The sequence below is a fragment of the Carnobacterium sp. ISL-102 genome (assembly GCF_018612935.1).
GTDB lineage: Bacteria > Bacillota > Bacilli > Lactobacillales > Carnobacteriaceae > Carnobacterium_B > Carnobacterium_B alterfunditum.
Window position 1 is genome coordinate 58999 of the sequence record NZ_JAGGRF010000013.1, and the last position, 26875, is coordinate 85873.

At 38.4% G+C, this 26875-nt stretch carries 25 protein-coding genes; 6 read left to right on the forward strand and 19 right to left on the reverse strand.

The annotated features are described in order from the left end of the window. Nucleotides 1-73 precede the first annotated feature (73 nt). Nucleotides 74-1084, reverse strand: coding sequence for a LacI family DNA-binding transcriptional regulator (locus tag J7E16_RS07380; RefSeq protein WP_214890460.1), 1011 nt, complete (start codon nucleotides 1082-1084; stop codon nucleotides 74-76). 187 nt (nucleotides 1085-1271) lie between these two features. Between J7E16_RS07380 and J7E16_RS07385 the strand changes: the two genes are divergently transcribed. After that, complete coding sequence (locus J7E16_RS07385) at nucleotides 1272-1886, forward strand: DUF624 domain-containing protein (RefSeq protein WP_214890462.1); 615 nt, start codon at nucleotides 1272-1274, stop codon at nucleotides 1884-1886. Nucleotides 1887-2081: 195 nt separating this feature from the next. Here J7E16_RS07385 and J7E16_RS07390 read toward each other — a convergent pair whose 3' ends face one another. The 3 genes from J7E16_RS07390 to J7E16_RS07400 form a co-directional block, all read right to left on the reverse strand. Continuing rightward, nucleotides 2082-2384 (reverse strand): SHOCT domain-containing protein, encoded by a 303-nt coding sequence (locus tag J7E16_RS07390; RefSeq protein ID WP_214890464.1) that lies wholly within the window; start codon nucleotides 2382-2384, stop codon nucleotides 2082-2084. Between the two features lie 41 nt (nucleotides 2385-2425). Beyond that, nucleotides 2426-2614 (reverse strand): SHOCT domain-containing protein, encoded by a 189-nt coding sequence (locus J7E16_RS07395; RefSeq protein WP_034546787.1) that lies wholly within the window; start codon nucleotides 2612-2614, stop codon nucleotides 2426-2428. A 75-nt stretch (nucleotides 2615-2689) separates the two neighbouring features. Further along, nucleotides 2690-3595: a YdhK family protein gene (locus J7E16_RS07400; protein ID WP_214890466.1), complete on the reverse strand. Its 906-nt coding sequence runs from the start codon at nucleotides 3593-3595 to the stop codon at nucleotides 2690-2692. A 433-nt stretch (nucleotides 3596-4028) separates the two neighbouring features. Here J7E16_RS07400 and J7E16_RS07405 point away from each other — a divergent pair, with 433 nt between their 5' ends. Beyond that, nucleotides 4029-4943: an AEC family transporter gene (locus tag J7E16_RS07405; RefSeq protein WP_214890468.1), complete on the forward strand. Its 915-nt coding sequence runs from the start codon at nucleotides 4029-4031 to the stop codon at nucleotides 4941-4943. Nucleotides 4944-5147: 204 nt separating this feature from the next. Here the strand turns inward: J7E16_RS07405 and J7E16_RS07410 are convergent, their stop codons facing one another. Then, nucleotides 5148-5858 (reverse strand): GntR family transcriptional regulator, encoded by a 711-nt coding sequence (locus tag J7E16_RS07410; RefSeq protein WP_214890470.1) that lies wholly within the window; start codon nucleotides 5856-5858, stop codon nucleotides 5148-5150. A 268-nt stretch (nucleotides 5859-6126) separates the two neighbouring features. On the opposite strand from J7E16_RS07410, the gene J7E16_RS07415 reads away from it, so the two are divergent. Next, nucleotides 6127-7572 carry a 6-phospho-beta-glucosidase gene (locus J7E16_RS07415; RefSeq protein WP_214890473.1) on the forward strand — a complete coding sequence of 482 codons (1446 nt, stop codon included), beginning with the start codon at nucleotides 6127-6129 and terminating at the stop codon, nucleotides 7570-7572. 269 nt (nucleotides 7573-7841) lie between these two features. On the opposite strand, the gene J7E16_RS07420 is transcribed toward J7E16_RS07415, so the two are convergent. The 3 genes from J7E16_RS07420 to purD form a co-directional block, all read right to left on the reverse strand. Next, nucleotides 7842-8051, reverse strand: a complete 210-nt coding sequence (locus J7E16_RS07420; protein WP_034546796.1) for a hypothetical protein — start codon at nucleotides 8049-8051, stop codon at nucleotides 7842-7844. A gap of 147 nt (nucleotides 8052-8198) precedes the next feature. Further along, a complete protein-coding gene (locus J7E16_RS07425; protein ID WP_251006115.1) occupies nucleotides 8199-9731 on the reverse strand; it encodes a flavocytochrome c in 1533 nt (510 codons plus the stop codon). A 187-nt stretch (nucleotides 9732-9918) separates the two neighbouring features. Next, the gene (gene purD, locus J7E16_RS07430) at nucleotides 9919-11190 is read right to left on the reverse strand and encodes a phosphoribosylamine--glycine ligase (protein WP_214890475.1); all 1272 of its coding nucleotides are present in this window, start codon (nucleotides 11188-11190) and stop codon (nucleotides 9919-9921) included. A gap of 151 nt (nucleotides 11191-11341) precedes the next feature. On the opposite strand from purD, the gene J7E16_RS11515 reads away from it, so the two are divergent. Continuing rightward, nucleotides 11342-11470, forward strand: a complete 129-nt coding sequence (locus tag J7E16_RS11515) for a hypothetical protein (protein WP_285439384.1) — start codon at nucleotides 11342-11344, stop codon at nucleotides 11468-11470. Nucleotides 11471-11721: 251 nt separating this feature from the next. Here the strand turns inward: J7E16_RS11515 and purH are convergent, their stop codons facing one another. The 11 genes from purH to purE form a co-directional block, all read right to left on the reverse strand. After that, nucleotides 11722-13263, reverse strand: coding sequence for a bifunctional phosphoribosylaminoimidazolecarboxamide formyltransferase/IMP cyclohydrolase (gene purH / locus J7E16_RS07435; protein ID WP_214890477.1), 1542 nt, complete (start codon nucleotides 13261-13263; stop codon nucleotides 11722-11724). A gap of 20 nt (nucleotides 13264-13283) precedes the next feature. After that, on the reverse strand, nucleotides 13284-13868 hold the full coding sequence (gene purN, locus J7E16_RS07440; protein WP_214890479.1) for a phosphoribosylglycinamide formyltransferase: 585 nt from the start codon (nucleotides 13866-13868) through the stop codon (nucleotides 13284-13286). After that, a complete protein-coding gene (purM, locus tag J7E16_RS07445) occupies nucleotides 13865-14914 on the reverse strand; it encodes a phosphoribosylformylglycinamidine cyclo-ligase (RefSeq protein WP_214890481.1) in 1050 nt (349 codons plus the stop codon). Before purM ends, purN begins: the two co-directional genes overlap by 4 nt. Nucleotides 14915-14916: 2 nt before the next feature. Next, nucleotides 14917-16371: an amidophosphoribosyltransferase gene (purF, locus tag J7E16_RS07450; RefSeq protein ID WP_214890483.1), complete on the reverse strand. Its 1455-nt coding sequence runs from the start codon at nucleotides 16369-16371 to the stop codon at nucleotides 14917-14919. Next, nucleotides 16347-18575 (reverse strand): phosphoribosylformylglycinamidine synthase subunit PurL, encoded by a 2229-nt coding sequence (gene purL / locus J7E16_RS07455; protein WP_251006116.1) that lies wholly within the window; start codon nucleotides 18573-18575, stop codon nucleotides 16347-16349. Before purL ends, purF begins: the two co-directional genes overlap by 25 nt. Next, nucleotides 18575-19255 carry a phosphoribosylformylglycinamidine synthase subunit PurQ gene (gene purQ / locus J7E16_RS07460; RefSeq protein ID WP_214890486.1) on the reverse strand — a complete coding sequence of 227 codons (681 nt, stop codon included), beginning with the start codon at nucleotides 19253-19255 and terminating at the stop codon, nucleotides 18575-18577. Before purQ ends, purL begins: the two co-directional genes overlap by 1 nt. After that, nucleotides 19255-19506, reverse strand: coding sequence for a phosphoribosylformylglycinamidine synthase subunit PurS (gene purS, locus J7E16_RS07465; RefSeq protein WP_214890489.1), 252 nt, complete (start codon nucleotides 19504-19506; stop codon nucleotides 19255-19257). The genes purQ and purS overlap by 1 nt, the downstream gene beginning before the upstream one ends. 86 nt (nucleotides 19507-19592) lie before the next feature. After that, nucleotides 19593-20303, reverse strand: coding sequence for a phosphoribosylaminoimidazolesuccinocarboxamide synthase (purC, locus tag J7E16_RS07470; RefSeq protein ID WP_214890491.1), 711 nt, complete (start codon nucleotides 20301-20303; stop codon nucleotides 19593-19595). A gap of 176 nt (nucleotides 20304-20479) precedes the next feature. Beyond that, on the reverse strand, nucleotides 20480-21781 hold the full coding sequence (purB, locus tag J7E16_RS07475; RefSeq protein ID WP_214890493.1) for an adenylosuccinate lyase: 1302 nt from the start codon (nucleotides 21779-21781) through the stop codon (nucleotides 20480-20482). Nucleotide 21782: 1 nt separating this feature from the next. Further along, the gene (purK, locus tag J7E16_RS07480; RefSeq protein ID WP_214890508.1) at nucleotides 21783-22916 is read right to left on the reverse strand and encodes a 5-(carboxyamino)imidazole ribonucleotide synthase; all 1134 of its coding nucleotides are present in this window, start codon (nucleotides 22914-22916) and stop codon (nucleotides 21783-21785) included. Continuing rightward, nucleotides 22909-23397 carry a 5-(carboxyamino)imidazole ribonucleotide mutase gene (gene purE / locus J7E16_RS07485; RefSeq protein ID WP_214890495.1) on the reverse strand — a complete coding sequence of 163 codons (489 nt, stop codon included), beginning with the start codon at nucleotides 23395-23397 and terminating at the stop codon, nucleotides 22909-22911. Before purE ends, purK begins: the two co-directional genes overlap by 8 nt. Nucleotides 23398-24152: 755 nt before the next feature. On the opposite strand from purE, the gene J7E16_RS07490 reads away from it, so the two are divergent. Next, a complete protein-coding gene (locus J7E16_RS07490) occupies nucleotides 24153-24731 on the forward strand; it encodes a hypothetical protein (protein WP_214890497.1) in 579 nt (192 codons plus the stop codon). A gap of 42 nt (nucleotides 24732-24773) precedes the next feature. Next, nucleotides 24774-26249 (forward strand): flotillin family protein, encoded by a 1476-nt coding sequence (locus J7E16_RS07495; protein WP_034546823.1) that lies wholly within the window; start codon nucleotides 24774-24776, stop codon nucleotides 26247-26249. Nucleotides 26250-26875 lie beyond the last annotated feature (626 nt).

Below are 26875 nucleotides of genomic sequence, written 5' to 3' on the forward strand. Positions count from 1 at the left end.
CTTTCATTTACATGTAAAGCGCTTTACACTTTCGGCAAATTTTTTTATTACCGTTCTATAATAAAAAAATTCGTTATTTTTTCACTTGTCTTGTTGTCTCACGCTTGATCAATCGCACGGGAATCGTCTTCTTGACAGGCAAACAATTCGGATTTAGAATACTTTCGATCGCCAATAATCCTGCTTGTTGACCGATTTTTTCTTTATCTTGAGCGATAGTTGTTAAAGCTGGTTCCATATATTTAGCGATCTCGATATCGTCGAATCCCACGACCGATATATCTTCCGGAACACGTAAACCATACTCTTTGATTGCTTGGATCGCCCCGATCGCCATTTGATCTCCAGATACAAACACCGCGGTTGGAGGCTCACTTAGGCGAAGCAATTTCATCATGGCCATTCGACCACCATCCGCTGAGTAATAACCACCATTCATGATGTACTCCTCTGGTGTGTTTAAACCATGTGCACTGATCGCATCGTTGAAGCCTCTCATTCTTTCTACACCAATAAATCCAGTACTTTCTCCGTGTATATGCGCAATTTTTTGATGCCCTAATGCGACTAAATGATCAACTGCCATTAGTGCACCATGATAGTTATCACTATATACAGAATTAAAATCATTTACATCCATATCGATAAAGACGCAAGGGATACCCAACTCACGATAGATTTTCAGATCAGATTGATCTGAATCGGTACTGAAGACAACAATACCATCAACACCCCTGCGAATTAGCTGGTTCGTGTAGCTTTCTTCCCCTTTGATACTTCTGGATACAAATAACAAGTCATAATTATGCATATCAACAAATTTCCGAAAACCTTCAATTACTGGTCCAAAAAACGGATGAGCCATACCAACACCTAAATTTTCTGAGAACACCACTCCAATCATATTTGATTTTTTGGTTGCCAACGTGCGCGCAGACGAGTTCGGAACGTAATCCAAGGTCTCGATAGCTTCCAAAACCTTTTTTCTGGCTCGACTACTCACATTGGTGCTGTTGTTCAGCACTTTCGAAACAGTTGAAATTGAGTAAGCTGCTTCTTTTGCAACATCATAAATCGTAGCCATATGTATTCTTCTCCCTCGCTGCTTTTATTAGTAAAGCGTTTTACTAATTTAAATATACCCATCTTAGGGATAATTGTCAATAACTTTTAAATATAAACATTGATTTGACAACCTTGTTAACGTTTACTATTATAAAGAAGAATCATTAGTCTTAACAAAAAGAATTAAAAGGGGTGTAAAGGGCTTTATGTCAGAATCAGAAAATTCGTTAATTCATACTTTAATGCTTGGAATGCAGTGGTTATCTTCCCTTGTCTATTTAAATTTATTGTGGTTGCTAGGTGTACTAGCTGGAGGCATTATTCTAGGTATCGGCCCTGCAACCCTGAGTCTCTGCGCTGTTCTAAGAGAGCAAATATGGAATCAGCGAGATATTGAAGTAAGTTCGTTCTTCTTCAAGGAATATAAACGCGTTTGGAAAGAAAGCAACCGATTTATCTTTTTATTTTATGGCATTTATCTATTTTTATGGGTCGATTTCTGGGCAATCATACGCTTTGCGCCCTCCATTTTCATTGTATTTGCATTTTTCACGGTTCTTATTTTTCTTGTAACTTGTTATTATTTTTTATTTTACGAAGTACTTAATAGACCATTCTGGACAAAACTTAAGAATAGTCTATTACTCCCATGGCTGTTCCCCGCACAATCGTTGGGCATAATAATTACAGCTGGCGGATTTTTATTGTTGCTTAATCAGTTTCCAGTTGTGTCTGTTCTTTTTTCCGTAAGTGCACCTTTTTCACTTTTTTTCTATATGCTGCGAAAGAAATACTGGCGGAATTTCCGTAGTATAACCTAACAAAAGACAACATGTTAGTTCTATTTATCCCTGTTCACTTCTCAAAAGATTAGCGCATAAAAAATGACTTTCATATTGAACTAATATGAAAGTCATTTTTTTGATCCTTATTAATTTTAATAGGTTGCCGGTTACTACTAGCTGATGCAATATGATCGTGTATCATAGTACATTTATTGCAGCTATTGCACCTTATTACAACTTCAATGTCTTCAATATAGTTTGAAATTCTTCATCAGTTATTTCACCACGAGCGTAACGTAATTTTGCAATTTCTTCAGCTTCAGTAACTGTAGAATTCCCTGTATTCAATGCTGAAACTGTCGTTTGTTGTTTCTTTTTTTTAAAAACGAGGTATAGTGCAACGACAATAAGCGCAACTAGCAGCACTGTCAGTAGAGGAGAACCATTTGCCATCTTATCAAACGAATTAAATCCTCGCTGCATGCCATTGTATCCACCATTTCCAAAGTAACCCATATATCCTCCGTTCATCATCCTAACGTCTCCAGTCTATAACTATTTGATCGAATTCAGTTTTACAATATTGCTTTTAGTTTGTCATATTCTTCAGTAGAAATCTGACCCGATGCATATCTATAATCAATCACTTTTTTTATTTCATCTGTATTATTGTTGCTCTCTTTTTGACTATTGGCAGCTGATTTTTGTGCTTCATCTTTTTTGTATAGATAGAAACCGATAGCCAAAATTAGGAATAAACCCATTTCTAGTTTCCTCCAATCATACTATTTTAAAATTTCTGTACTAGCAGGCCAATTACTCTGACCAACTCAGAATTTTCAATACATGTTGCCCATTCCTCTAAAATTACTACTTTGAGATGAACCACCAGTTCTATGCATTTCCTTGTACCATTCATTTGATTCTTGGTTATTTAGATCAGGATGCGTTTCACTCATATGTGATTTCATTCGTCCAAAATTCACATTGCCTTCTTCCATGAATTTTTCCATATCATCGAAGTTTACATCGCCCTCTTCCATGAATTTTTCCATATCATCGAAGTTTACATTGTCCTCTTCTATGTCAGATTCTACTTCCGCGTCAACAGGTGCTAATTCGCTATCGGTCATCCACTTATGATTTTGAACTCGTTCGCCGCCATCTGTTGGTTGGTAATCTATTACATAAACGGTCGTATCCTCTACCGCTTCAATCGTTGCGGTTGCCCCGTCCATGCCAGGCATATGATTGGCTTTCAAAATGACTTCAGTTCCAACTTCAAATGGTTCTTCTCCTGCGTCTGCAATTTCTTCCTGTACGACCCATTTATGATCATTTACCGGTTCTCCACCATCCGTAGGGGAATAGCTTACGGAATATGCATGAGTAGCAAAAGCACCTACTATTTCTGCTTGGGCTCCCATCATTCCAGGCATATGGTCTTCTGTGATGATGACCTCTTCACCAGGACCGTATGTTGGATCCATTGCTGGTTCTATATTTGTGGGTATGATGTCGGAATTGTATACATTAGTGTAGTTACGGACAGCTGAACCTTTATGGCTAGCAGCGCTTCCTGTATTGTTAGAAGCATATTCACTGATATGCTGACCTTGATGTCTCATTTGTTGTGTGTGGTTAGTTGTATCCGCTCCTGCTTCTCTTTGAACATTAGTATAAGCGGAAAGCGTAGTGAGCGAAACAAAGGAAAGTATTCCGACTCCAATTATTTTTTTATTCATTTTTATTTACACCCTTTCTTGATTCTTCCAGTATGACTAAGGATTAGGCTAAGTAAGTAGAGATTATTCATTTTTTAGTTACTTTTGTCTTATGGCGCTTTTCGAATCGTAGATCTATCCGCTGAAAAAAACAGCATCTACTATTTCCAAAACTGGTCATCCCTCAGCCTCTATCAATCTGTACTATCAAGATAACGTATTATTGTGTAGAGAATATGGAGAAAGCACTTCAAATAGAATTGAAGCTAAAAAACAGCTTTTCTTTTTAAAGTTATTTCAGATTAAAAATAACTCGTTTGTCATTTAATTCACTTTTTACACCCTCAATTCAATTGGTTGTATGCTATAATTTCTACAATCAGACTTCTAAAAAAAGAAAATAAAGGGCTATCCCTATAGGAAATTTAGACTTAAAAAAGGAGTGGAGTTTTTAATGGGTGCCGTATTCACACAAGCCATCAGCTTTTTATTGATTATTCTAGTAGGCTATTTATTTAAATTTTTTGGCCTATTAGAAACAAAGGATGGACATACCGTTTCAAAAATCATTCTCAATTTAACTTTGCCGGCCACTATCATTATTGGATTCAATACAATTGAGATCAACAGTACTTTGATCATCCTGATGTCGTTAGGTTTATTGGCAAATTTTTTACTGATCACTATCGGCGGATTCCTCTGGCGGAAAAAGAGTTCAGCTGATCAAGCTCTGATGATGTTTAGTCAAGCAGGTTACAATATCGGGAATTTCACTATTCCTTTTGTACAAGGCTTCTTCCCTCAAGCTATTCCTTTTATCGGAAGCTTTGATACCGGAAATGCGTTAATGATCTTTGGCGGTACTCCTCTTCTAGCAGATAAAATGACTGGTCAAAAGCGTGGAACACGAGGCGTAAAAGACGTTATTTTCAGTTTATTCCGTTCTCCGTCTTTTTCTACTTACATTGCCATGATTATTTTGGCACTCGTAAATATGACGATTCCAGAAAGTGTTCTTGGTGTAGTTGAGCTTTTTGCTAGCGGAAATGCTTTTCTATCGATGTTCATGATCGGCCTTTACTTAGAACTCACCATTTCTCGAGTAGATTTAGTAAAAGTAGCCAAACTTCTTTTTACCCGTTACGCTTTAGGTATTTCACTTGCCCTGATTTTTTATTTCTTATTGCCTTTACCAAAAATCGTTCGGTTATCTTTGGTTCTAGTGGCCCTTGCACCCGTTGGTACGGTTTCTACTATCAATATGGTCGCTTATGGAAATAAAACCTCCCTTTCAGGCTTTTTATCTTCTATCAGCATCATTATTTCATTGCTTTTAATGACAACGGCTTTAATTTTTATGGGTCTATAATTTGGGGTGTGGATGAAGAAATTCATTCACACCTATTTTTAGACAAAAAAACAGTATGAGACAAATCACTCACACTGCTTCACTATTATTTGATCGTTTTTCTGTTTGATTTAAGGACTGAATCATGAATGAAACAGTTGATTCACAAAAGGCAGCATCATTCTTCATACTTGGATATAATCATTTTATGATATAGTATCTAAATCAATTTTTTGCATTGCTTCCTTGCAGAAAAAATTGTGAATGCTCATAATTATAAATGGTTTTAGAAAAATCAAACGGTTCACCCGTATTCAAATAGAACAGTTCTTCTACAAATAAAGCTGGTGATTTATCAGGGAGTTGCAATTGAGCAGCTAATTCGGTGTTGATTTTCCCAACTTTTAGATATTTATCAGAGAAACCAATATTGATATTTAATGCATTTTGCAAGTATTCAAAAATAGAATCATTTAAGATCTCCTTATTTAGATAAGGGACAATTTCTTTTTTATAATAAGATTCTTCAACACATAGTGTTTGTCCATTAATATAGCGAATTCTTTTGACCCAATACACTTCTTCATTAGCTGAACAGTTTAAATTATTCATAATTTCTTCATTAGGATAAATAATTTCTAAGTTTAGAATAGTAGAAGTCAAATTAAATTCTTCTAAATCATGTGTAAATCCTTGGTTCTCCATAAAATTAATGTAGCCTTTTCTTTTTCTTTTTCTAACAAAAATCCCACTTCCTTGAACTTGAAAAATAATACCTCGATTTTCTAAAATAGCTAAAGACTTTACGATCGTACTCTTACTCACCTGATACTGCGTAATAAGTTCTCCCAAACTAGGCAGTCGGCTTCCTTGTGCTAAATTTTCAAAATGAATCTTCTTTTCGATTTTTAAAGCTATCTCTTGGTATTTAAGCATAGTTATCTCCATATCTTTCTATAGTTTTATTCCTATTATAACTATACTATGCATCCATGTATAGTATTTTTGTTTGTGCATTGACAAATTGTGCATTTACAATTATTATGTAAATGCACAACCTTTAAGTCGGATACCTAAAATAAGAAGTGACCCTATCACGAGCAAAATAAGAATATTAAATCGAGTCATCGTAACTATCTCAGCCTTTTTGCATCAATTTTTATAAAGATGGCTACATAAAATATAACTTTAGGAGGAAATAGATATGAAAAAAGATTTTTTATGGGGCGGCGCTTTAGCAGCCCATCAATTTGAAGGCGGCTGGAATGCTGGTGGAAAAGGACCCAACGTTATTGACGTTATGACAGCAGGAGCTCATGGTGTCGCTAGAGAGATCACAGAGACGATTGATCCTACTAAATATTATCCTAATCATGAAGCAATCGATTTTTACCATCGCTATAAAGAAGATATCGCATTATTTGCAGAGATGGGACTAAAATGTTTGAGAACATCTATCTCATGGACACGTATTTTTCCAAATGGCGATGAAGAAACACCTAATGAGGAAGGTTTAAAATTTTATGATGCGGTATTTGATGAGTTATTAGCTCATGGTATCGAGCCGGTAATCACATTATCTCATTTTGAAATGCCCTTGCATCTAGCAAAAGAGTATGGCGGTTTTAGAAGTAGAAAAGTAGTCGATTATTTTTTTAAATTTTCAGAAGTTTGTTTTAACCGTTATCAAGATAAAGTAAAATATTGGATGACGTTCAATGAAATCAATAATCAAATGGATACAAATAACCCGATTTTTCTTTGGACCAACTCTGGAGTGAACGTAAAGCCCGGTGAGAACCCAACAGAAGTCATGTATCAAGTAGGCCATCATGAATTGCTAGCAAGTGCCAAAGCAGTGATCATTGGGAAGAAAATCAACCCCGATTTTGAGATTGGCTGTATGATCTCACATGTTCCGATTTATCCTTATTCCTGTGATCCTAAAGATGTTATGGCTGCAGAAGAAGCTATGCATCAACGTTTCTTTTTCTCAGACGTTCACGTTAGAGGCTATTACCCAAGTTATGCGCTAAAAGAATTTGAGCGTGAAGGGTATACGATCGGCATCGAAGAAGGCGATTTGGCGATTCTTAAAGAAGGGACTGTTGATTACGTCGGCTTCAGTTATTACATGTCTACCGTTGTTAAAACCGATGTAACGAATGATAATCTAGGCAATGTAGTCAATGGAGGCCTATCTAATGCGGTAACGAACCCCTATATTAAAACCAGTGATTGGGGTTGGGCTATTGATCCAGAAGGCTTACGTTACACAATGAACCGCCTTTATGACCGTTATCAATTGCCTCTATTTATTGTTGAAAATGGCTTTGGAGCTGTTGATACGCTGGATGAAAATGGTCAAATTCACGACCCAGAAAGAATAGACTATCTGACTAAACACATCAAAGCTATGCAAAAAGCAGTAGACTATGACGGTGTCGATCTAATGGGCTACACACCTTGGGGAATTATTGATTTGGTTTCCTTTACCACTGGAGAAATGAAAAAAAGGTACGGTATGATCTATGTCGATCGAGATAACGAAGGAAACGGATCACTGGATCGCTCTAAAAAAGATTCATTTGACTGGTACAAGAAAGTTATAGCATCAAATGGCACCGATTTATCTTGGAAAACAACTTGATCCGTTCGCTAAGGTAAAAAATAACTAATTATCTTTAAAGGCTCGCATACTTGAGTTAAGGAACTGTACAATTTTAGGTGTGGATGAAGAAATTCATTCACACCTATTTTTTTTTGTGAAAACAAAACTGATTTAGATTCTACACAAGCAAACCTGTTCATTCCAGAAGCAATTTCTCTTGAAAAACCAACACCATTTGTTACACACAAAAAAAATAAGTGCCAACTTCTCTTAAAGAGAAGTTGGCACTTATTTTATGCATTTTAGGTTTAGAGTGCTTCTTTTAGAGGTTGGCAAACTTCACACTTACGTTGATTTTTATTTTTAAATTTCGTGAATGATTTTTCAAAATGGTTGCCGCATGCACATTCAAATTGTAGTTTTTGCGAAAAACCATGATATTCTGTCGTTAACAATTTACTGTCTGAATTTTTTTTAACAAATTCTTGAATAGTTTCGATAGTCCAATGTTTATTCATTCTCTTACACCTCCATATTTTATTGCTAAGCGGAGGCTTGCTTGGCATCCGTTATAAGTAAAGATCTTCATTTCCTTAAGCTCTTCATTATAACATGAGTTGATACAATTAAATAGCTGAAGTATGCTTCTACCGAATTTATTTCTCTTAGTATTGGTTCTTCACATATTCAGCAGCTTGCTGACCGGCTTGGCGCCCAAACACAATAATTTCGGCAACTGAGTTCCCTCCAATACGGTTATTCCCATGTAATCCTCCAGCCAACTCACCTGCAACATACAAACCTTCAATCGGTTGATTTTCTTTATTCAAAACTTCGGTTCGCGTATTTACTTTGATACCACCCATTGTGTAGTGGATCCCGGGGGCAATTTTTATGGCAAAATAATCAGGTTTAGTTAAGCCGTCTTCCATTGCAGTGGTACGATTAAATTCTTTGTCTCTCTTGTCAGCAACACTTTGATTCCACGCGACAACTGTTTTAGCTAATTGACTGCCTGGTATATTAAGCTTCTCTGCTAACTCTTTTAGATCCTTACCACTACTAACATACCCTTTTTTATCATAAAATTCGATTGCTTTTGCGCGGTCACGTACCCCTTGATCAAAAATCAAGTAAGCTGATTTTTCCGGTAAACCAGTAATCGCTGCAGAAACTTTATCACGCGTATCTAACTCATTAACAAACCGACTTCCCGCTTGATTTACTAGGATAGCTCCTTCACCACGAACCACTTCGCCTATTAAGATCCCTTCATCTTGCTGAACTGTTGGATGGATTTGAATTTGTTCCATATCGATTGCTTGGCCACCCAGCTTTTCGATCATCTTGATCCCGTCACCAGTACTGCCTTTTTGATTAGTTGATATGTAGCCTTTTAACTCTGGTCTAAATTTTTCAATCATTTCTTTACTTGCCCCAAATCCTCCAGTTGCAACTATAATAGCCTTTGCTGTCAGTATTTTAGGTTCTTCTCCACTTATTCCAACAGTTACTTGATCAACCTTGCCCTCATTTTTATTGATAGCTGTTACAGCTGCATTTACAAGAATGGGAATGTTTCGTTTGTGGACAGCTTTTAATAATCCTTTAATCAAATAACTCCCAATTGCCGAACCATCAGATGGACGATGAGTTCTTTTTTGCTTCATGCCGCCAGTTATCGTTAAATTATTTAATTTGATGCCCTTTTGATCTAGCCAATCAATAGCGGCGGCAGAGTGACCCACAAAATAACGCAGCAACGCTTTATCATTAGTCCCATGACCGCCCGCTAAAATTTCCTCGTAAAAAGCATCATTGCTATCTTCTATTCCTTCAGCCTCTTGGAATTTAGTAGTAGAAGCATTCATACCACTTGATGATTTCACCGTATTTCCTCCAGCGAAAGGCATTTTTTCTAAAATGACCGGATTTAAACCGGCATCTTTTGCTTCAATAGCTGCAGTCATCCCTGCACCACTTGCGCCAACGATGATGATATCATAATCATCGTTCAAATCACTAAAATCAGCATAAGTCTGTTCTGAAGTACCTGTTCCACCTTTAGTTTCCTTGGCAGCGTCTTCCTCAGCTTTCAAATTTTTTGATCGTTTATTTTTTCCAACTACTCTGTAGGATGCCATAAAAATACCAGTACCAAATACGAGTGTAACATACCAAAATGAATTTTTTTTCATAATTTCCTCCTTAAAAATAAACAACACAGCTCATCCTTTGCGACTTTTTTATTTTACCATATCATTTATAAAAAAATTCATGAATTTTCAATTCCAATGTATGTTACTCCTACAACACTTGTAGAGCATTTTTAGAAAAGAGTCATACTAGTAAAATGATTTAGTGCTTGCATCATTTTTAGTACTCTTATTTTGTAAACTGGATGGCTTGCTCGCCAATATCAAAACGATAGAACGTATGCGCGATTGGATTATTAGTTAAATAATGGTAAGCCTTGTCTTGAGCTTCTTTTAGTGTTGAGCCTTGAGCTGCGACAAAAAAAATACGGCCTCCATCAGAAATGAGACAGCTTTTTCCTTGCTTCATACCCGCATGATAAATGGTGCAACCTGAACCTGCTATGTTCATCTGCGGTAACGGGATATCGGTTATGGTTTTTTCAGGATAACCTTCAGCTGCAACAACAACACCCAGAGTGTAGCGGTCCGTATGCAATTTGATAACAGGATCTTTCCCATTCAAGATATCATCGATCACTTGTGCCAAATCAGAATCCAGCTGGTTCAAAATGACTTGGGTTTCAGGATCACCAAAACGGGCATTAAACTCGATGACTCTCAGCCCTTTTTTTGTCATCATTAATCCAGCGTAAATGACTCCTTTGAAAGGACGTGCCTCGGCAACCATTGCGTTAACAGTCGGCTTTATAACTGTTTCCAAAACTTCTTGAATCAAGGCATCAGAAACTTGCGGTACTGGAGAATAAGCACCCATACCACCCGTATTCGGCCCCTTGTCTCCATCATAGGCCCGTTTATGATCTTGGGCAACTCCGGTATAATAGTATTTTGTACCATTTACAAGAGCAAACAAAGAAAATTCTTCACCCTCAAGATATTCTTCAATAACGACTTTCGGTTTGCCCGCTGCGAATTTCCCTTTTAATAGCATCTCGCTTAAAGCATTCGTTGCTTCCATCAGGGTCATCGCAACGACTACCCCTTTTCCAGCAGCTAAACCATCTGCTTTGATGACAATTGGTACGCCTTGTTCTTCAACATAAGCCAACGCTGCATGATAGTCTTCGAATATTTCATACGCTGCAGTAGGAATAGCATATTTCTTCATCAAATCTTTTGCAAATTGTTTTGAGCACTCTAAGTCTGCTGCTTTTTTATTTGGTCCAAAGACTTTTAATCCAACTTTATCAAATGCATCGACCAACCCTTCAAACAGAGCTATTTCCGGTCCAATGAAAGTCCAAGCAATTTTTTCTGATTTTGCAAAATGAATCAACGCTTGATGGTCATTCTCTGCAATGTCAACCAATTGGATGCCATCTTTTTTCATTCCAATGTTCCCTTTAGCACAATAAACAGTCTCCACCAATGAGCTTTCTGTGAATTTTTTTGCGATGGCATGCTCACGGCCACCACTACCAATAACAAGAAGTTTCATCTGCGTAATCCTCCAACTTTTTTTTATTCGATTAGGATGTGTTTGAAAACTAATAACTATTCTGATTTTTGGACTAACTGAGAAAGGTTGAGATGATTAAAATAAATATCGAACAACAAGAGCGACTTAATGAATCATGGAGTAAAATAAAATGATCCTCTATTTGAAGTTACTCGAACTAACGCTTGTTGCAGCTACTCAAATGAAAAACCGACTTTCAGTTGCTCGAACTATTGCTCGTTGCGGCTACTCAAATGAAAATCGACCTTCAGTTACTTGAACTAACGCTCGTTGCAGCTACTCAAATGGAAAAGCGACCTTCAGTTACTCGAACTAGCGCTCGTTGCAGCTACTCAAATGGAAAAGCGACTTTGAGTTACTCGAACTAACGCTCGTTGCGGCTTCTCAAATAAAAATCGACTTTCACTTACTCGAACTAGCGCTCGTTACGGCTACTCAAATGAAAATCGTCCTTGAGTTACTCGAACTATCGCTCGTTGCGGCTCAGCAGCAGTCATTTTAGTCTATTTTTTAATGTCTGAAGTGGCGTACACCTGTTTTCAACATCGTCATGCCGTATTTATTCGCCATTTCGATAGAATCTTTATCCTTGATACTCCCACCCGGTTGAATGATCGCCTTGATGCCATGTTGTGCTGCGAATTCAACACTATCATTCATAGGAAAGAACGCATCACTAGCCAATACTGCACCTTCTATGGCATTACTTGCTTCGGCCTGATCGATCGCAATCTTAACGGATCCGACACGGTTCATTTGGCCGGCCCCGATCCCAACGGTCTGTTTGCTATTTGCCAGCACGATAGCATTACTTTTTACATGCTTAACTATTTTCCAGGCAAAGTCCATAGCGTTCATTTCTTCTTCGGTTGGTTTACGGTCTGTCATGACTTCCCAGTTAGCCGGTATATCTTCGGTACTGATATCTTGTGTTTGTTCTAATAAACCGCCCAATACAGAAACAACTTCTTTGCCGCCTACTTTTGCAGCTGAGAAATCTAAGGTCATGATACGAATATTTTTTTTCTTTGATAAAATAGCTAAGGCTTCCTTTGTATAACTTGGTGCAAGAACGATCTCTAAGAACATCTTATTCAGCTTTTCTGCTGTCACACTATCTAATTGACGGTTGGCAACTACGATCCCGCCGAAGATAGAGATTGGATCAGCTGCATAACAGCGATCAAAAGCTTCTTCAATCGTTTCAGCAATACCCACTCCACATGGATTCATGTGTTTGACTGCGACCACTGCTGGTCCATCAAATTCACGTATGATACGAATGGCTGCATCCGCATCTTTAATGTTATTGTACGATAATTCTTTCCCGTGTAATTGATGAGCGTTTGCAATCGAGAATGGTACAACAAGCGTTTCTTGATAGAAATTAGCGACTTGATGTCCATTTTCACCATAGCGTAGTTTTTGTTTCAAATCATAGGTCAACGTTAATTTTTCAGGTTCTTCTTCACCAACACTATTGGTCAAATATTGCGCGATCAATGCGTCATAGCTGGCGGTGTGACGGAAGACTTTTGCAGCTAAAGCTTGACGTGTTTTTAAAGTTGTTGCTCCTGTTTCTTCCAATTCACTGATGACGCTACTATAATCAGCTGGATCCGTCAGAACCGTCACACTTGCATAATTTTTAGCAGCACTGCGCAGCATACTAGGGCCGCCAATATCAATATTTTCAATGGCCTCCTCTAAGGTGACATCTTTTTTACTGATGGTTTCTTTAAATGGATAAAGATTCACCACTACAAAATCAATCGGTATGATATTATGTTTTTCCATTGCTAATATGTGTTCGGGTAAATCACGTCTCCCCAATAAACCACCATGGATAAGTGGATGCAACGTTTTAACACGACCATCCATCATTTCTGGGAATCCAGTCACCTCTTCAACAGAAATTGTCGGGATACCTGCCTCTTCCAATGCCTTCTTAGTTCCGCCAGTTGAAATAATTTCGATACCCTTTGCCACTAATGCTTGTGCGAATGGTACAATACCTGCTTTGTCTGAAACGCTGATCAATGCTCTTGTCACTATACGCCACTCCTCAATTTTTATTCACTCTTGTTAATGGTTTTATTTTCAATCAATTCTTGAATGACCTGCGGAAAAAGACGGTGCTCTACCTGATGTATTTTTGCCTCCAAAGAGTCTAATGTGTCTTCAGGTGAAATTTCAACCTGCTCTTGTGCGATAATTGGTCCAGTATCTACCCCTTCATCAATAAAGTGCACTGTTACACCAGTTTTCTTTTCATTTGCTTCAAAAGCGTCTCGAATGCTGCTTCTACCAGGAAAGCATGGCAATAATGAAGGATGGATATTCAAGATACGATTTGCATACGCCGTTAGCAATGTCGGTCCAATAATTCTCATGTATCCTGCTAATACAACCAAATCAACTTCATTTATTTCAAGCCGTTTCAATAGTTCAGTCTCATAGGCTACGCGACTATCATAGTTTTTCGGACTGAATACAGTATAAGGGATGCCTATTTTTTTTGCACGGTCTATGACATAGGCTTTCGGATTGTCGCAAAACAGGAAGCAAATGGTCGCATCTACTTGTTTGGAGGCAATTGCCTCTGCTATCGCTTGGAAATTGGAACCATTTCCTGAAGCAAATACAGCTATTCTCATAGTTGCTTCTCTTTCAAAACAACCTTTTCTTCTGATTCTTTTGAAACTACCGAACCGATCACATATCCCTTTTCATTATTCGCTGCAAGGGTAGCTAATACTTCCGGTACTTTTTCAGGAGCAACAGCAAGAACCATGCCGATCCCCATATTGAATATTTCGTACATTTCAAGTTCTGGAATCTTGCCGACTGTTTGCAACGTCTGAAAAATCGGCAATACTGGCCAGCTCCCTAATTGGATCTGAGCTTGTACATTTTCAGGAAGCATCCGCGGGATATTCTCAACGAATCCGCCCCCTGTGATATGTGCAACACTATGAAGCAATTGCTTTTTTATCAATGGCAGCAAAGCATTCACATAAATTTTTGTTGGCGTCAATAAAACATCACCCAACTCTTGATTATCCAATCCAGGTATTTTATCCGTTAATGTATACGCGTTATCTTTAAAGAAGATTTTTCGTACTAAGGAATAACCATTTGAATGGATACCCGTTGAAGGCAGCCCGATCAAACAGTCACCTTCTTTGACTAATGCAGCAGATAATAAGGCCTCTTTTTCTGCAATACCCACTGTAAATCCTGCCAGATCAAAATCTTCAGGATCGTACATATCTGGCATTTCAGCTGTTTCACCACCAATTAAAGCCGCTCCCGATTGGACGCATCCTTCTGCGATACCAGCTACAATTTGCTCGATTTTTTCAGGATGATTTTTCCCGATTGCAATATAATCTAAGAAATAAAGTGGTTCTGCTCCTTGTGCCACAATATCATTGACGCACATCGCAACACAATCGATTCCAATCGTATCCCATTTCTCAGATTCAATGGCTAACATTAATTTTGTACCAACACCGTCTGTCCCAGATATAAGAACGGGCTTTTTATAGTCGAGTTCACTAAGATCAAAATGACCGCCGAATCCACCGATTTCACCAAAGACACCCGGTCGTTTCGTACGTTCGACATGTTTTTTGATGCGTTTGACCGTTTCATAACCAGCAGTGACATCTACACCCGCTTTCGCATAGGTATTCCCCATCGTTATCCTCCCCTAAGATTTTCTTTTTGGATTTCAGTCATATTATTCAGATAATCTTCTTCATAGTCGTATAGCCCTGCTGGATAATCACCGTTGAAACTATCCATACATAGACCTGAGTAGGGCATATCAAATTTCAATCCGATTGACTCAATCAGTCCCTCTTGGCTAAGAAATGACAAACTGTCTGCTCCGATAGACTCACATATTTGGGGAATGGTCATTCTTGCGGCAATCAGTTCAGCTGACTTGCTGATATCGATCCCGTAAAAACTTGGATACATCAAGGGTGGAGAAGCGATGCGAACATGGACTTCTTTCGCTCCGGCTTCTTTCAATAATGTGACAATTCGCTTGCTTGTTGTACCTCGGACAATCGAGTCATCTACCATGACAACAATTTTCCCTTGTACTACTCCTTTAACGGCGGATAATTTCATTTTCGCACCCAATTCGCGTAGTTCTTGTGTCGGTTGGATAAACGTACGTCCTACATACTGATTCTTGATCAGCCCCATCTCATAAGGTATGCCGCTCTCTTCAGCGAAACCGCTAGCTGCCGATAATGACGAGTTAGGAACACCAATAACGATATCGGCATTCACCATAGGGGATTCTACTGCCAATCGTTTCCCCATTGTTTTACGGGCCGTATGCACATTCACACCAGCTATGTTCGAATCTGGTCGAGCAAAATAGATATATTCCATTGCCGCGATGGAAATGGTTGTATCCTCCGTGTATTTTTCAATCGTCAAGCCATCGACATCAATAATTGCCAATTCTCCGGCGTTAATATTACGAACAAACTCTGCACCAATCGTATCGATCGCACACGTTTCACTTGCCATCACATATGCCCCATTTGGTAATTTCCCAATAACAAGTGGGCGCAACGAGTTCGCATCAACAGCACTGAACATTTTTTCCTCCGTCATGAGAACATAAGTGAAGCCACCTTTAACAAGGTTCAGGCTTTCTTTTATTTTATCGATCAACGTGCCTTTCTGGCTGCGTCTAATGAGATGGATCAATACTTCTGTGTCTGAAGTCGAATGAAAGATCGCTCCATCTTCTTCTAAATTACGTCGCAAGCTCTTGGCATTAACCAAGTTTCCATTGTGACAGATAGCAATATCTAAATCATAGAAATGGTACAAGAAAGGCTGTACATTTTCGATACTATTCTGTCCAGATGTAGAATAGCGCACGTGTCCGATTGCACGATCGCCTGACAATCGTTTAAGATCGGCTACATTTTTGAAGACTTCACTGATCAACCCAAGATTGCGATGAACCATTAGCTTTCCTTTATCGCAAGACACGATGCCTGCACCTTCTTGTCCACGGTGCTGTAAACTATGCAATCCAAAATAAGTCAGTTGGCTAGCGCTTGGATCGCCCCAAATGCCAAAAACTCCGCACTCTTCATTTAAGCTTTTTGTTTCAGCAAACATGGGATAGCCTCCTGCCATTTCATTTCTACTTCTTTTACCGCTAAATGAATCGTTTCATTATTCGTGACTATTTTCGCTTGCCCATTATTCTCTACTGTTCCGATATCTGTCGCATTAGATTTGACTAGCGCTTTGAATGCAGAAACATTTTCAGGTTTCACGGTTAATATGAACCGCGATTGCGTTTCACTGAATAACCATTTTTTATCCATCGCAACTGTTACATCAAATCCTAGTGTCGTATCAAAGACACTTTCCATCAGACCAACTGCTAAACCACCTTCTGATAAATCATGGGCACTTTCTATCAGGCCAGCTTGGATGGCTTTCAAAACAGCGTCTTGGTTTTCTTTTTCAATTGTCAAATCGAAGTCCATCAGTTTCCCTTCAATTTTTCCTAATTCTAATTTTTGTAATTCAGACCCATTAAAGTCTGCTTTTGTATCGCCAATCAAGAAAATGCGATCATTGGCATTTTTAAATGCCTGGGTTGTGATATGTTTACTATCTTCGATCAGACCGACCATTCCAATCAACGGTGTCGGATAAATAGCTTCGCCATCCATTTCATTGTAAAGCGATACATTACCCGAGATAACAGGGGTATCCAATAAACGACAAGCTTCTGCTATACCATCTGCCGAAGTGCTCAATTCCCAGAAAATCTCTGGTTTGTCAGGATTCCCGTAATTCAAACAATTGGTGATCGCCAATGGTTTCCCACCACTAGCCACGATATTACGAGCAGCTTCTGATACAGCGATTTTCCCACCAATCTCAGGATTCAAATAGATGTAACGGCTATTACAATCAGTCGTCATGGCAAGTGCTTTTTCCGTTCCACGTATGCGAATAACAGCTGCATCACTTCCTGGTCCAACAACAGTGCTTGTACGAACCATCGAATCATAGGTTTGGTAAATATTTTTCTTTGAAGCAAGCGTTGCTTGTTGCAACAAGCTTACTAACGTTTCCGCAGCAGACATAAAGGTTGGTTGATAGTCTGCCATTGCAGAAAACAAAGCCATACGAGCAGGCTCTTGCATCGGTTTAATGTACTCTGGTGCATCCTCTGCTAAAGCATCAACGGGTAAATTAGCTACTTCTTTTCCATCATGAAACAGACGGTACAACCCATCATTTGTAACTTCACCGATGTTAACAGCTTCTAATTCATATTTTTCAAATAATTCGATAACACGTTGTTCTTCGCCCTTCTTGATACACAACAGCATCCGCTCTTGCGATTCAGAAAGCATAATTTCATAAGGAGTCATATGTGTTTCACGTTGTGGGACTTTATCCAAATTCAAAATCAAACCACTACCCGCTTTTGAAGCCATTTCAGCACTTGATGAAACAAGCCCTGCAGCTCCCATATCTTGGATTCCGATCAATGCGTCAGAATAATCATAAATACATTCTAGACAAGCTTCCATCAATAATTTTTCCATAAACGGATCGCCTACTTGGACAGCTGAACGTTGTGATTCTTCTTCCTCTTTGAATTCAACCGAAGCAAAAGTCGCTCCATGAATACCATCACGTCCCGTTTTTGCACCCACATATATAATGGTATTCCCGGTCCCTTTAGCTTGCCCTTTTTGAATATCTTTTTGGTCGATCAAGCCGACACACATCACATTTACCAAAGGATTTCCTTTGTAACAAGGATCAAAAACCGTTTCTCCACCAACCGTTGGAATTCCGATACAGTTCCCGTAACCACTAACGCCAGCTACCACTTCTTCGAAGATATATTTTGTGCGTTCATTGTCTAACTCACCAAAACGCAAAGAGTCAAGAATTGCTATTGGACGGGCTCCCATACTAAAAATATCGCGAATAATACCTCCGACACCAGTAGCTGCTCCTTCATATGGCTCAACCGCTGAGGGATGATTATGGCTTTCTACCTTAAAAACCACCGCTTGGCCGTCACCGATATCAACAATACCAGCACCTTCACCGGGTCCTTGTAACACTTGTGCCCCTGAAGTAGGAAATTTCCGTAACGTCGATTTTGAGTTTTTATAAGAGCAATGTTCGCTCCACATAACAGAAAACAGGCCTGTTTCAGTATAGTTCGGTAACCGATGCAAAATATCCTCGCTGATAGTTGTGTACTCTTCGTTGGTCAATCCCCATTCACGATATATTTTCAAGTCTTTTACTTGCTCGGGTGTCGGTTCCAAGAAAACCATTATTTGCACAGCTCCTTCTGATAATTTTTGTACATAGACTGAAATAATTTTAACCCATCTTCAGAACCCAGTAATTCTTCAACAGCTCGTTCAGGATGAGGCATCATGCCCAATACATTCCCTTGCTTATTGATAATGCCCGCTATATTTTCGATGCTTCCATTTGGGTTATCGTTCGTATAAGTAAAGACGATTTGATCGTTGTCCCTCAATTGCTGCAACGTTTCTTTATCGCAGTAGTAATTCCCTTCACCATGTGCGATAGGTAAGGAAATGATTTCTCCTTGTTCATACGCTGTTGTAAATAACGTATGCGTATTTGCTACTTTTAGCTTTTGCTGTTTGGAGATGAATTTCAGTGAATCATTGCGCCGTAATGCTCCCGGTAATAACCCAGCTTCTGTCAAAATTTGAAATCCATTACACGTTCCAAAAACAGGCTTTCCCTCTTGAGCGAACCGGATGACTTCATCCATAATATTGGAAAATCGGGCAATAACTCCCGTACGCAGGTAATCGCCGTATGAGAATCCTCCTGGGAGTAACACTGCATCGAACCCTTGCAAACTTTTTTCATAATGCTGAACGTATTCCGCGTCTACCCCTAGAATATCTTTTACAGCTGCATACATGTCTAAGTCGCAATTTGATCCAGGAAAAACAATGACTGCGAATTTCATTAAATTTCAACCTCCTGAATATCATACCGGTATGTTTCCATTACGACATTTGCTAAAAGTTTGTCACAAATTTCTTCAATTACTTGCTCGATATCATCTTCATCCTTAGAAACTTGAATTTCAAAATATTTCCCAATACGAATATTTTCAACCGACTCATATCCCATACGATGAACCGCACCCTTGACTGCTTCCCCTTGTGGATCCAGAACTGAATCTTTATAAGTTACATAAACGGTTACTTTATACACGATGAAACGCCTCACTTTTCTCTTTTGATTTATATTGGTAAATTTTTTCGTTACCCTCTATCTACTTGAAGGATTGATTCGTTTAGTCACATGTTTTTCAGCCTTTGCAATACTTCTACGTAAACAGGAATAACGTCGCCTAAATCACGGCGATAAAGATCTTTGTCCAGATGTTTCTTTGTGTTCATATCCCATAAACGGCAAGTATCCGGGGATATTTCATCGGCGAGGATGATTTTTCCATCAGCTGTTTTCCCAAATTCAATCTTAAAGTCAATTAAGCGAATAGCGATTTTTCTGAACATTTCAACTAAGGCAGCGTTAATCTCCAATGCTTGCTTTTTTATTTCTATGACATCTTCGTCTTTCGCAACGTTCAGCATCTTAACGTGTGAGTCATTGATAAATGGATCATCCAACTTATCATTTTTGTAATAAAACTCAATAATTGGAAAAGGCAAATCGATTCCTTCCTCCATACTAAACCGTTTTGCAAAGCTGCCGGCCGACGTATTACGGACAACGACCTCTAAAGGAATCATTTCAACTTTTTTTATCAATTGTTCGGTTTTAGACACTTCTTGGATATAATGGCTTGCAATTTCTTTTTCAGCTAAGTAGTTGAATATTAGACCCGTGATTTGGTTATTCAGTTCTCCCTTCCCTTCAATTTTTTCTTTTTTAGCGCCATTTAGTGAAGTTACTTGGTTTAAATACTCTGCTAAAAGAACCGTCTCTTGATTTGTCGCATACATCTTTTTAGCTTTCCCGGTATAGAGCAATTCTTTTCTTTCCATTATTCCACCCTCTCAATTAACGAACATTATTTTTTAATAATGTCAAATCATTCGCTTTAATTGTATCATCCAACCTTTGATTGTCAATGAAATATTCCTTATTTTTTTAATGAAGTAAAATAACTAAAATTATTTTACTTCATTAAAAAAGACCGGAGCAATAGCCCCAGTCTTCCCTATTGATTTACTAATCCTACTCTTTCAAAAATACGATCGACCTGATCTAAATGATACTCATAATTGAAAGCATCATTGATATCCTCTATGGTTAATTTAGACATTATGGTCTTATCTTGTTCTAATAATGACCGAAAACTTATTTGATTATCCCAAGAATAAGCCGTTTTAGGTTGTATCAAGTCATATGCTTCTTCACGATTCATTCCATGGTCGATCAATTTCAATAATACGCGTTGGCTATAAATCAAACCATATGTCGCATCCATATTACGGATCATATTTTCAGGGAAAACAGTCAATTTCTCTACAATAGTCGCAAAACGATTTAATTGGTAATCCAATAAAATCGTACTATCCGGTAAGATGATTCTTTCTGCAGAAGAGTGAGAAATATCGCGTTCATGCCATAAAGCTACATTTTCATATGCCGTCACCATGTAACCTCGGATAACGCGTGCTAGGCCAACTACATTCTCGGAACCAATAGGATTACGTTTATGCGGCATAGCTGAAGAACCTTTTTGTCCTTTTTCAAAAAACTCTTCCACTTCGCGTACCTCTGATTTTTGTAAACTTCGAATTTCAGTAGCAAAACGCTCCACGCTCGTTGCGATTAAAGCAATTGCAGCAAGATATTCAGCATGCATATCTCGGGGCAATACTTGCGTTGAAATTTCTTGTTGTCGTATACCCAGCTTTTTACAAACAAATTCTTCCACAAAAGGCGAGATATTCGCAAATGTTCCTACTGCTCCACTTATTTTGCCCGCTTCGACACCCTCAGCTGCGTGCTCAAAACGTTCGATATTGCGTTTGATTTCAGAATACCAATTAGCTAATTTCAAGCCAAATGTTGTTGGCTCAGCGTGGACACCATGTGTACGGCCCATGCATACTGTATTTTTGTGTTCTTTTGCTTTGTTTCCAATAATTTCCAGTACGTTTTGTAAATCTTTACGAATAATATCATTCGCTTGTTTCATTTGGTAACCGTATGCAGTATCGACAACATCGGTACTCGTCAATCCATAGTGGACCCATTTTCTTTCATCACCCAATGATTCAGAAACGGATCGCGTAAAAGCTACGACATCATGTCTAGTTTCTTTTTCAATTTCTTCCATGCGACCAATATTATACGTTGCGTTTGACCTTATCTTTCTAACATCTTCTGTTGGGATCTCACCTAAAATAGCCCAAGCTTCAACTGCTAAAATTTCAACTTCTAACCAACTATTATAGCCATTTTGTTCCGACCAGATCTTGGCCATCTCAGGACGTGTATAACGTGTAATCATCTTAATTGCTTCCTCCATTCCAGATCCCGGTATTATCTATTTCAATCAATGTTGCTTCTACATCGTTCGTCAAAATAGTGATGTGTCCGATTTTTCTATTCGGATACATTTCTTTTTTACCATAGTAATGAAACGACCAGTCCGCTTTTTTATTTCGGAAAGCTAAACTGTCCTCTAAATGTTGTCCCAGTATATTGACCATAACGACATCCGAAAGTAAGCGGGCTGTTGGCATCGCCAACCCAGCTACCGCTCGGATATGTGCATCAAATTGTGAAAAGGACATTGCTTCGATCGTATAGTGCCCTGAATTATGTGGACGTGGTGCCAGTTCATTGATAAAGATGCCACCATCTTTTGTTAAAAATAGTTCAATTCCTAACGTGCCAACTAATTGCAAAGCATCAGCAACTTGTTTAGCCGTATCCACGGCTTTTTTGCTTACTACAGGAGAAATCCGGGCAGGTACAATGCTTTCATGTAAAATATTATTTACGTGAATATTCTCAGAAACAGGAAAAATTGTCGCTTCTCCTGTTTGATTGCGAACAATCATGACCGATAGTTCTTTCAAAAAAGGTACCCAAGCTTCCAGAATACAACTATTATCAGCAATCAATGCTTCTGCCTCTGCTTTATCCGCCTCAGATTTCAAAACAACTTGCCCTTTACCATCATATCCAAAACGCGCTGTTTTCAAGACGCAGGGATAGCCAATTTTTCCAAGTGCACCATTCAGTTGGTCAGTTGTTTTCACAACCTCAAAAGCTGCAATTGAAACCCCAATAGACTCTAAAAACTGTTTTTCTTTGATCCGGTCTTGCGTAATGCTTATTATTTCGCTACCTTGCGGGATAGCTGACAAATCTTCCATCTCTCGCAATGCTTCCGCATCAATATTTTCAAATTCAAATGTTAGAACCGTTACTTTTCTCGCAAATTCACGTAAAGCTTCTTTATCTGCATAATCAGCGCGGATATTCCAATCAGACACTTGAGCTGCTGGACAAATTTGATTAGGATCCAAGATACCAACAATAAATCCCATCTTTTTTGCTGATTGAGCCATCATTTTTCCTAATTGCCCGCCTCCAATAATTCCAATAGTATCTCCTGGTTTGAGCGACTTATACAAGTTCTTCACTACTTTCTATTACGTTTTTCTTAAGCCTATCACGTCTTACTTCCAATTTTTTTGCTAATTTTTTATCTTCAATAGCTAGGATCTGAACAGCAAGAAGTCCTGCATTCGCGGCTCCTGCTTTCCCAATCGCCACAGTAGCAACCGGTATACCCGCTGGCATTTGTACAATGGACAATAATGAATCCATCCCGTTAAGTGCTCGAGATCGTATCGGTACGCCTATGACCGGCAATGTTGTTTTTGCTGCGATCATGCCCGGTAAATGAGCGGCGCCTCCAGCTCCTGCAATGATTATTTTTGTTCCGGACTCCCTTGCTTGTTCAGCAAAGCTGAACATCAAATCTGGTGTCCGATGAGCTGACACCACCTTTTTTTCATAGGGTATTTCAAATTCATCTAAAATCGTACAACAGTCTTTCATCGTTTCCCAATCAGAAGTGCTCCCCATAACTACAGAGATAATGGTATCCATGCATTTTCCTCCGCTCTATTTTCTCACGTTCAATATAGCACAACACAACAAACTTTTACAAACGTTTTATAAAATTAAACGTTATTCGTTCGTTATTAAGCCCGTTTTAATCTGTCTAGGTAACTTATCCGGTTAATTCTGATGGATAATCCAAAAAATAGCATATTTCATCCTCTAATGACGAAAATAATAATTCTACCAGTAGAAAAAATTCATCTGTTTCCGGAATCAACCCAAATTGGCGACGCTCCATTATTAAACTCTGGTTCCACCATCCACCCGTTATGATAAATTTTAAAATAGGTCCAACATAGAACCTCAAAAAAACTGTCCAGAAAAAAACAAGTTTTTCCAAATGCAGCTATATGATTGTTTCTGTTTGTTTACTTATAGCACCAAAGGGATGCCTTTGATTTTTTATATTAGACTCTTCTTTTATTCCTCTAATTAGAGTATCATCTATGTTAGTAGACCGTTAATCTGGTTACGCTAAATATGTATGGAATAATCGGGATTTCAAAAGAGATTGTCATATATAACAAAACAATTATTATAGCCATTGATTAGTACAATAAAATGATTGAGATTGCAAGGTTTCCTTATATAAATCCAATACATACTCTAGATATACATTAAGCTAATAGGTGTTACCGTAATAGGCGTTGAAAGCGACTAATGACCCCTATTTTCAGATTTTTCTTCGATAAACAAATGGGTCATACAGCAACTCATTATTGAAAGGAGGTGAACACAAAGTGCTGACCACTATCTTAGAAGACCCACTGTACTTACAATTTGCTTTTGCAGGCTGTATAGCATTAGCCATTTTGACATTACCGCTAAAAGATATTATCAGTGTCGGCTTTTACGACATCAGTGATTTCTTTGTCACGGGTATGATTGCTTTTTTTATTACATACGGGATCCTCTTGACCAATCGCTCAATCGTATCCATTTGGTTATTTGCGGGTATCTTTTTTGTCAGTATGATTATCATTATGCTCATGAATATTCTCGTTATCCTGCCCTTTAAAAATCGTGCAGAAAATTCAAGCATTACTTCAATCTATGAATTAGAAGGCAAAGAAGCGAAAGTATCCATTCCGATTACACTCAATGGAACAGGCGAAGTCATCGTCTCTACTGGTTTTACAAGGGTTAACAAAATGGCTAAAATCTATGACAATACGGATGGCATAACCGATATTCCAAAAAATGAGAACGTATTGATTATGGATATCAGTGACAACATTCTTTATGTACTTCCCTATACAAACAGCATTAAAACAATCGGCAAACCAATGCCGACATGGAATAAGAAACAAAAAAAATAACTCCACTATCAAAATCAGACACGAGAAAGTAGGAATTTACACATGAATCCAGCATTATTCGGAACCGTTGGCGCAGTCGTCATCGCAATCGTTTTACTAGTAGCATTGGTCAGTCGTTACCGTACAGCTTCTCCAGCAGAAGCCTTAATTATCAGCGGTACAGCATTAGGCGACAAAAATGTTTATATTGATCCCAATACGGGCAATAAAATGAAAATCGTTAGCGGAGGCGGTACATTCGTTTGGCCAATTATTCAATCCGTTCATAAGTTGTCATTATTATCGTCTAAATTAGACGTGCGCACACCTGAAGTGTATACCGAGGAAGGTGTTCCGGTCGCAGTTGATGGGACCGTTATTATTAAAATCGGCTCCACATCAGAAGATATCGCAACAGCCGCTGAACAATATCTTGGTAAGTCAACAGAACAATTAGAAAGCGAAGCGAAAGAAGTCCTAGAAGGACATTTGCGTTCGATTTTAGGTCGCATGACTGTTGAAGATATTTATCAAAACCGTGATAAATTCAACCAAAATGTTCAAGATGAAGCATCTGGCGATCTAGCTAAAATGGGATTGGTTATTTTATCTTTTACAGTAAAAGAAGTAACGGACAAAAATGGTTACCTAGATTCATTAGGTCAAGGACGTATTGCCGAAGTTAAACGAGATGCCGATATCAAAACAGCGAATGCGGATAAAGAAACACGTATTCAACGAGCACTAGCTGAACAACTGTCTCAAGAAGCTGAATTGCAACGACAAACACAGATTGCCGAAGCTGAAAAAGTGAAAAGTCTTCGCATATCTGAATACGGCAGAGAACAAAATATCGCAAAAGCTGAAGCTGAAAGTGCATATGATTTAAAGAAAGCTGAATTAAAGAAAAAAGTTATCATCGAAGAGGGTAACGCTCAAATCATTGAACGCGAAAAACAAATCGAATTGCAAGAAAAAGAAACCATCAAGCAAGAACGCGAATACGACGCAACTGTCCGTAAAAAAGCTGATGCTGAGCGTTACTCTGTTGAGCAACGTGCCGAAGCTGATAAAAACAAAGCTATTGCTGAATCTGAAGCGAGAGCCAAAGAAATCGAATTAAATGGTATGGCTCAAGCCGAAAGTATTCGTTTAATCGGTCAAGCTGAAGCAGACAGCAAGACAGCATGGGCGGAAGCCTTGAAACAATACGGTGATGAAGCCATTGCAACCTTACTGATTGAAGCTTATCCTGCAATCGTTCGTGCTGCTGCTGAACCATTGAGTAACATTGACAAAATCACAGTTGTAGATAGCGGAAACGGAAATGGTGCATCAGCCATCACTAAAACAGCCCTAAATACATTGGCAGCTTCTCAAGAGGCCTTTAAAGATGCCACGGGCTTAGACATCAACAATTTAATCAGCTCATTTGCTGGAACAAAGAATGTAGGTCGTCAAATCAGTAATTTAAACGACACCTTCACTCAAACAACTACCGTGGCTGAAGAACCAAGTACCACAGAAGATTCAGAATAATCATTTAAATACCTATATTAGTGCACGGCTAGGGGCCTTGTGGTGGTTCGATTCCACCTCGTGTCTTTTAATTAGATCAAACAGTTTCCAAAAACAATTCCAATAAAAAAACTTTCGTTAAAAGGTTGATCTGTAATCAAGATAGAATATACATAAACCTATGTACATATAATGTTTGATTATTATACTGGTGCATCTGTACGCAACTAAAGAGTAAGCTATCGTTTCAGGCCCACCAGACATCAGCAAACTAGAACGGTATTTTAATAGACATATAAATCAAAAAAAAGAGGTAAGCTTGATGTAAATCAGCTTACCTCTTAAAAATCTCAAGACCTTTTCGTATATTTTTCAGAAATGTTTTATACCACATCTTTTTTTTGCGTTCTATATGAAGCAATCAATTTAAGCATATTTTTTTGCTTTACTTGAATATTGCGAAAGATTAGAGCCACTTGTGCGGACTTTAGAGCCAGTGATTGCGTTGGATAGATCCGTTCAGTGCGAGAGAGAAAGCCAGTGATGTGAAAATCACTGGCTTTCTCTCATTTTATTTTTAACCATATTCTGTTATATAGAAGTTAGTTACCTATTTTTTAAGCCATGTTTTTTTTGCTTTTAGTTTT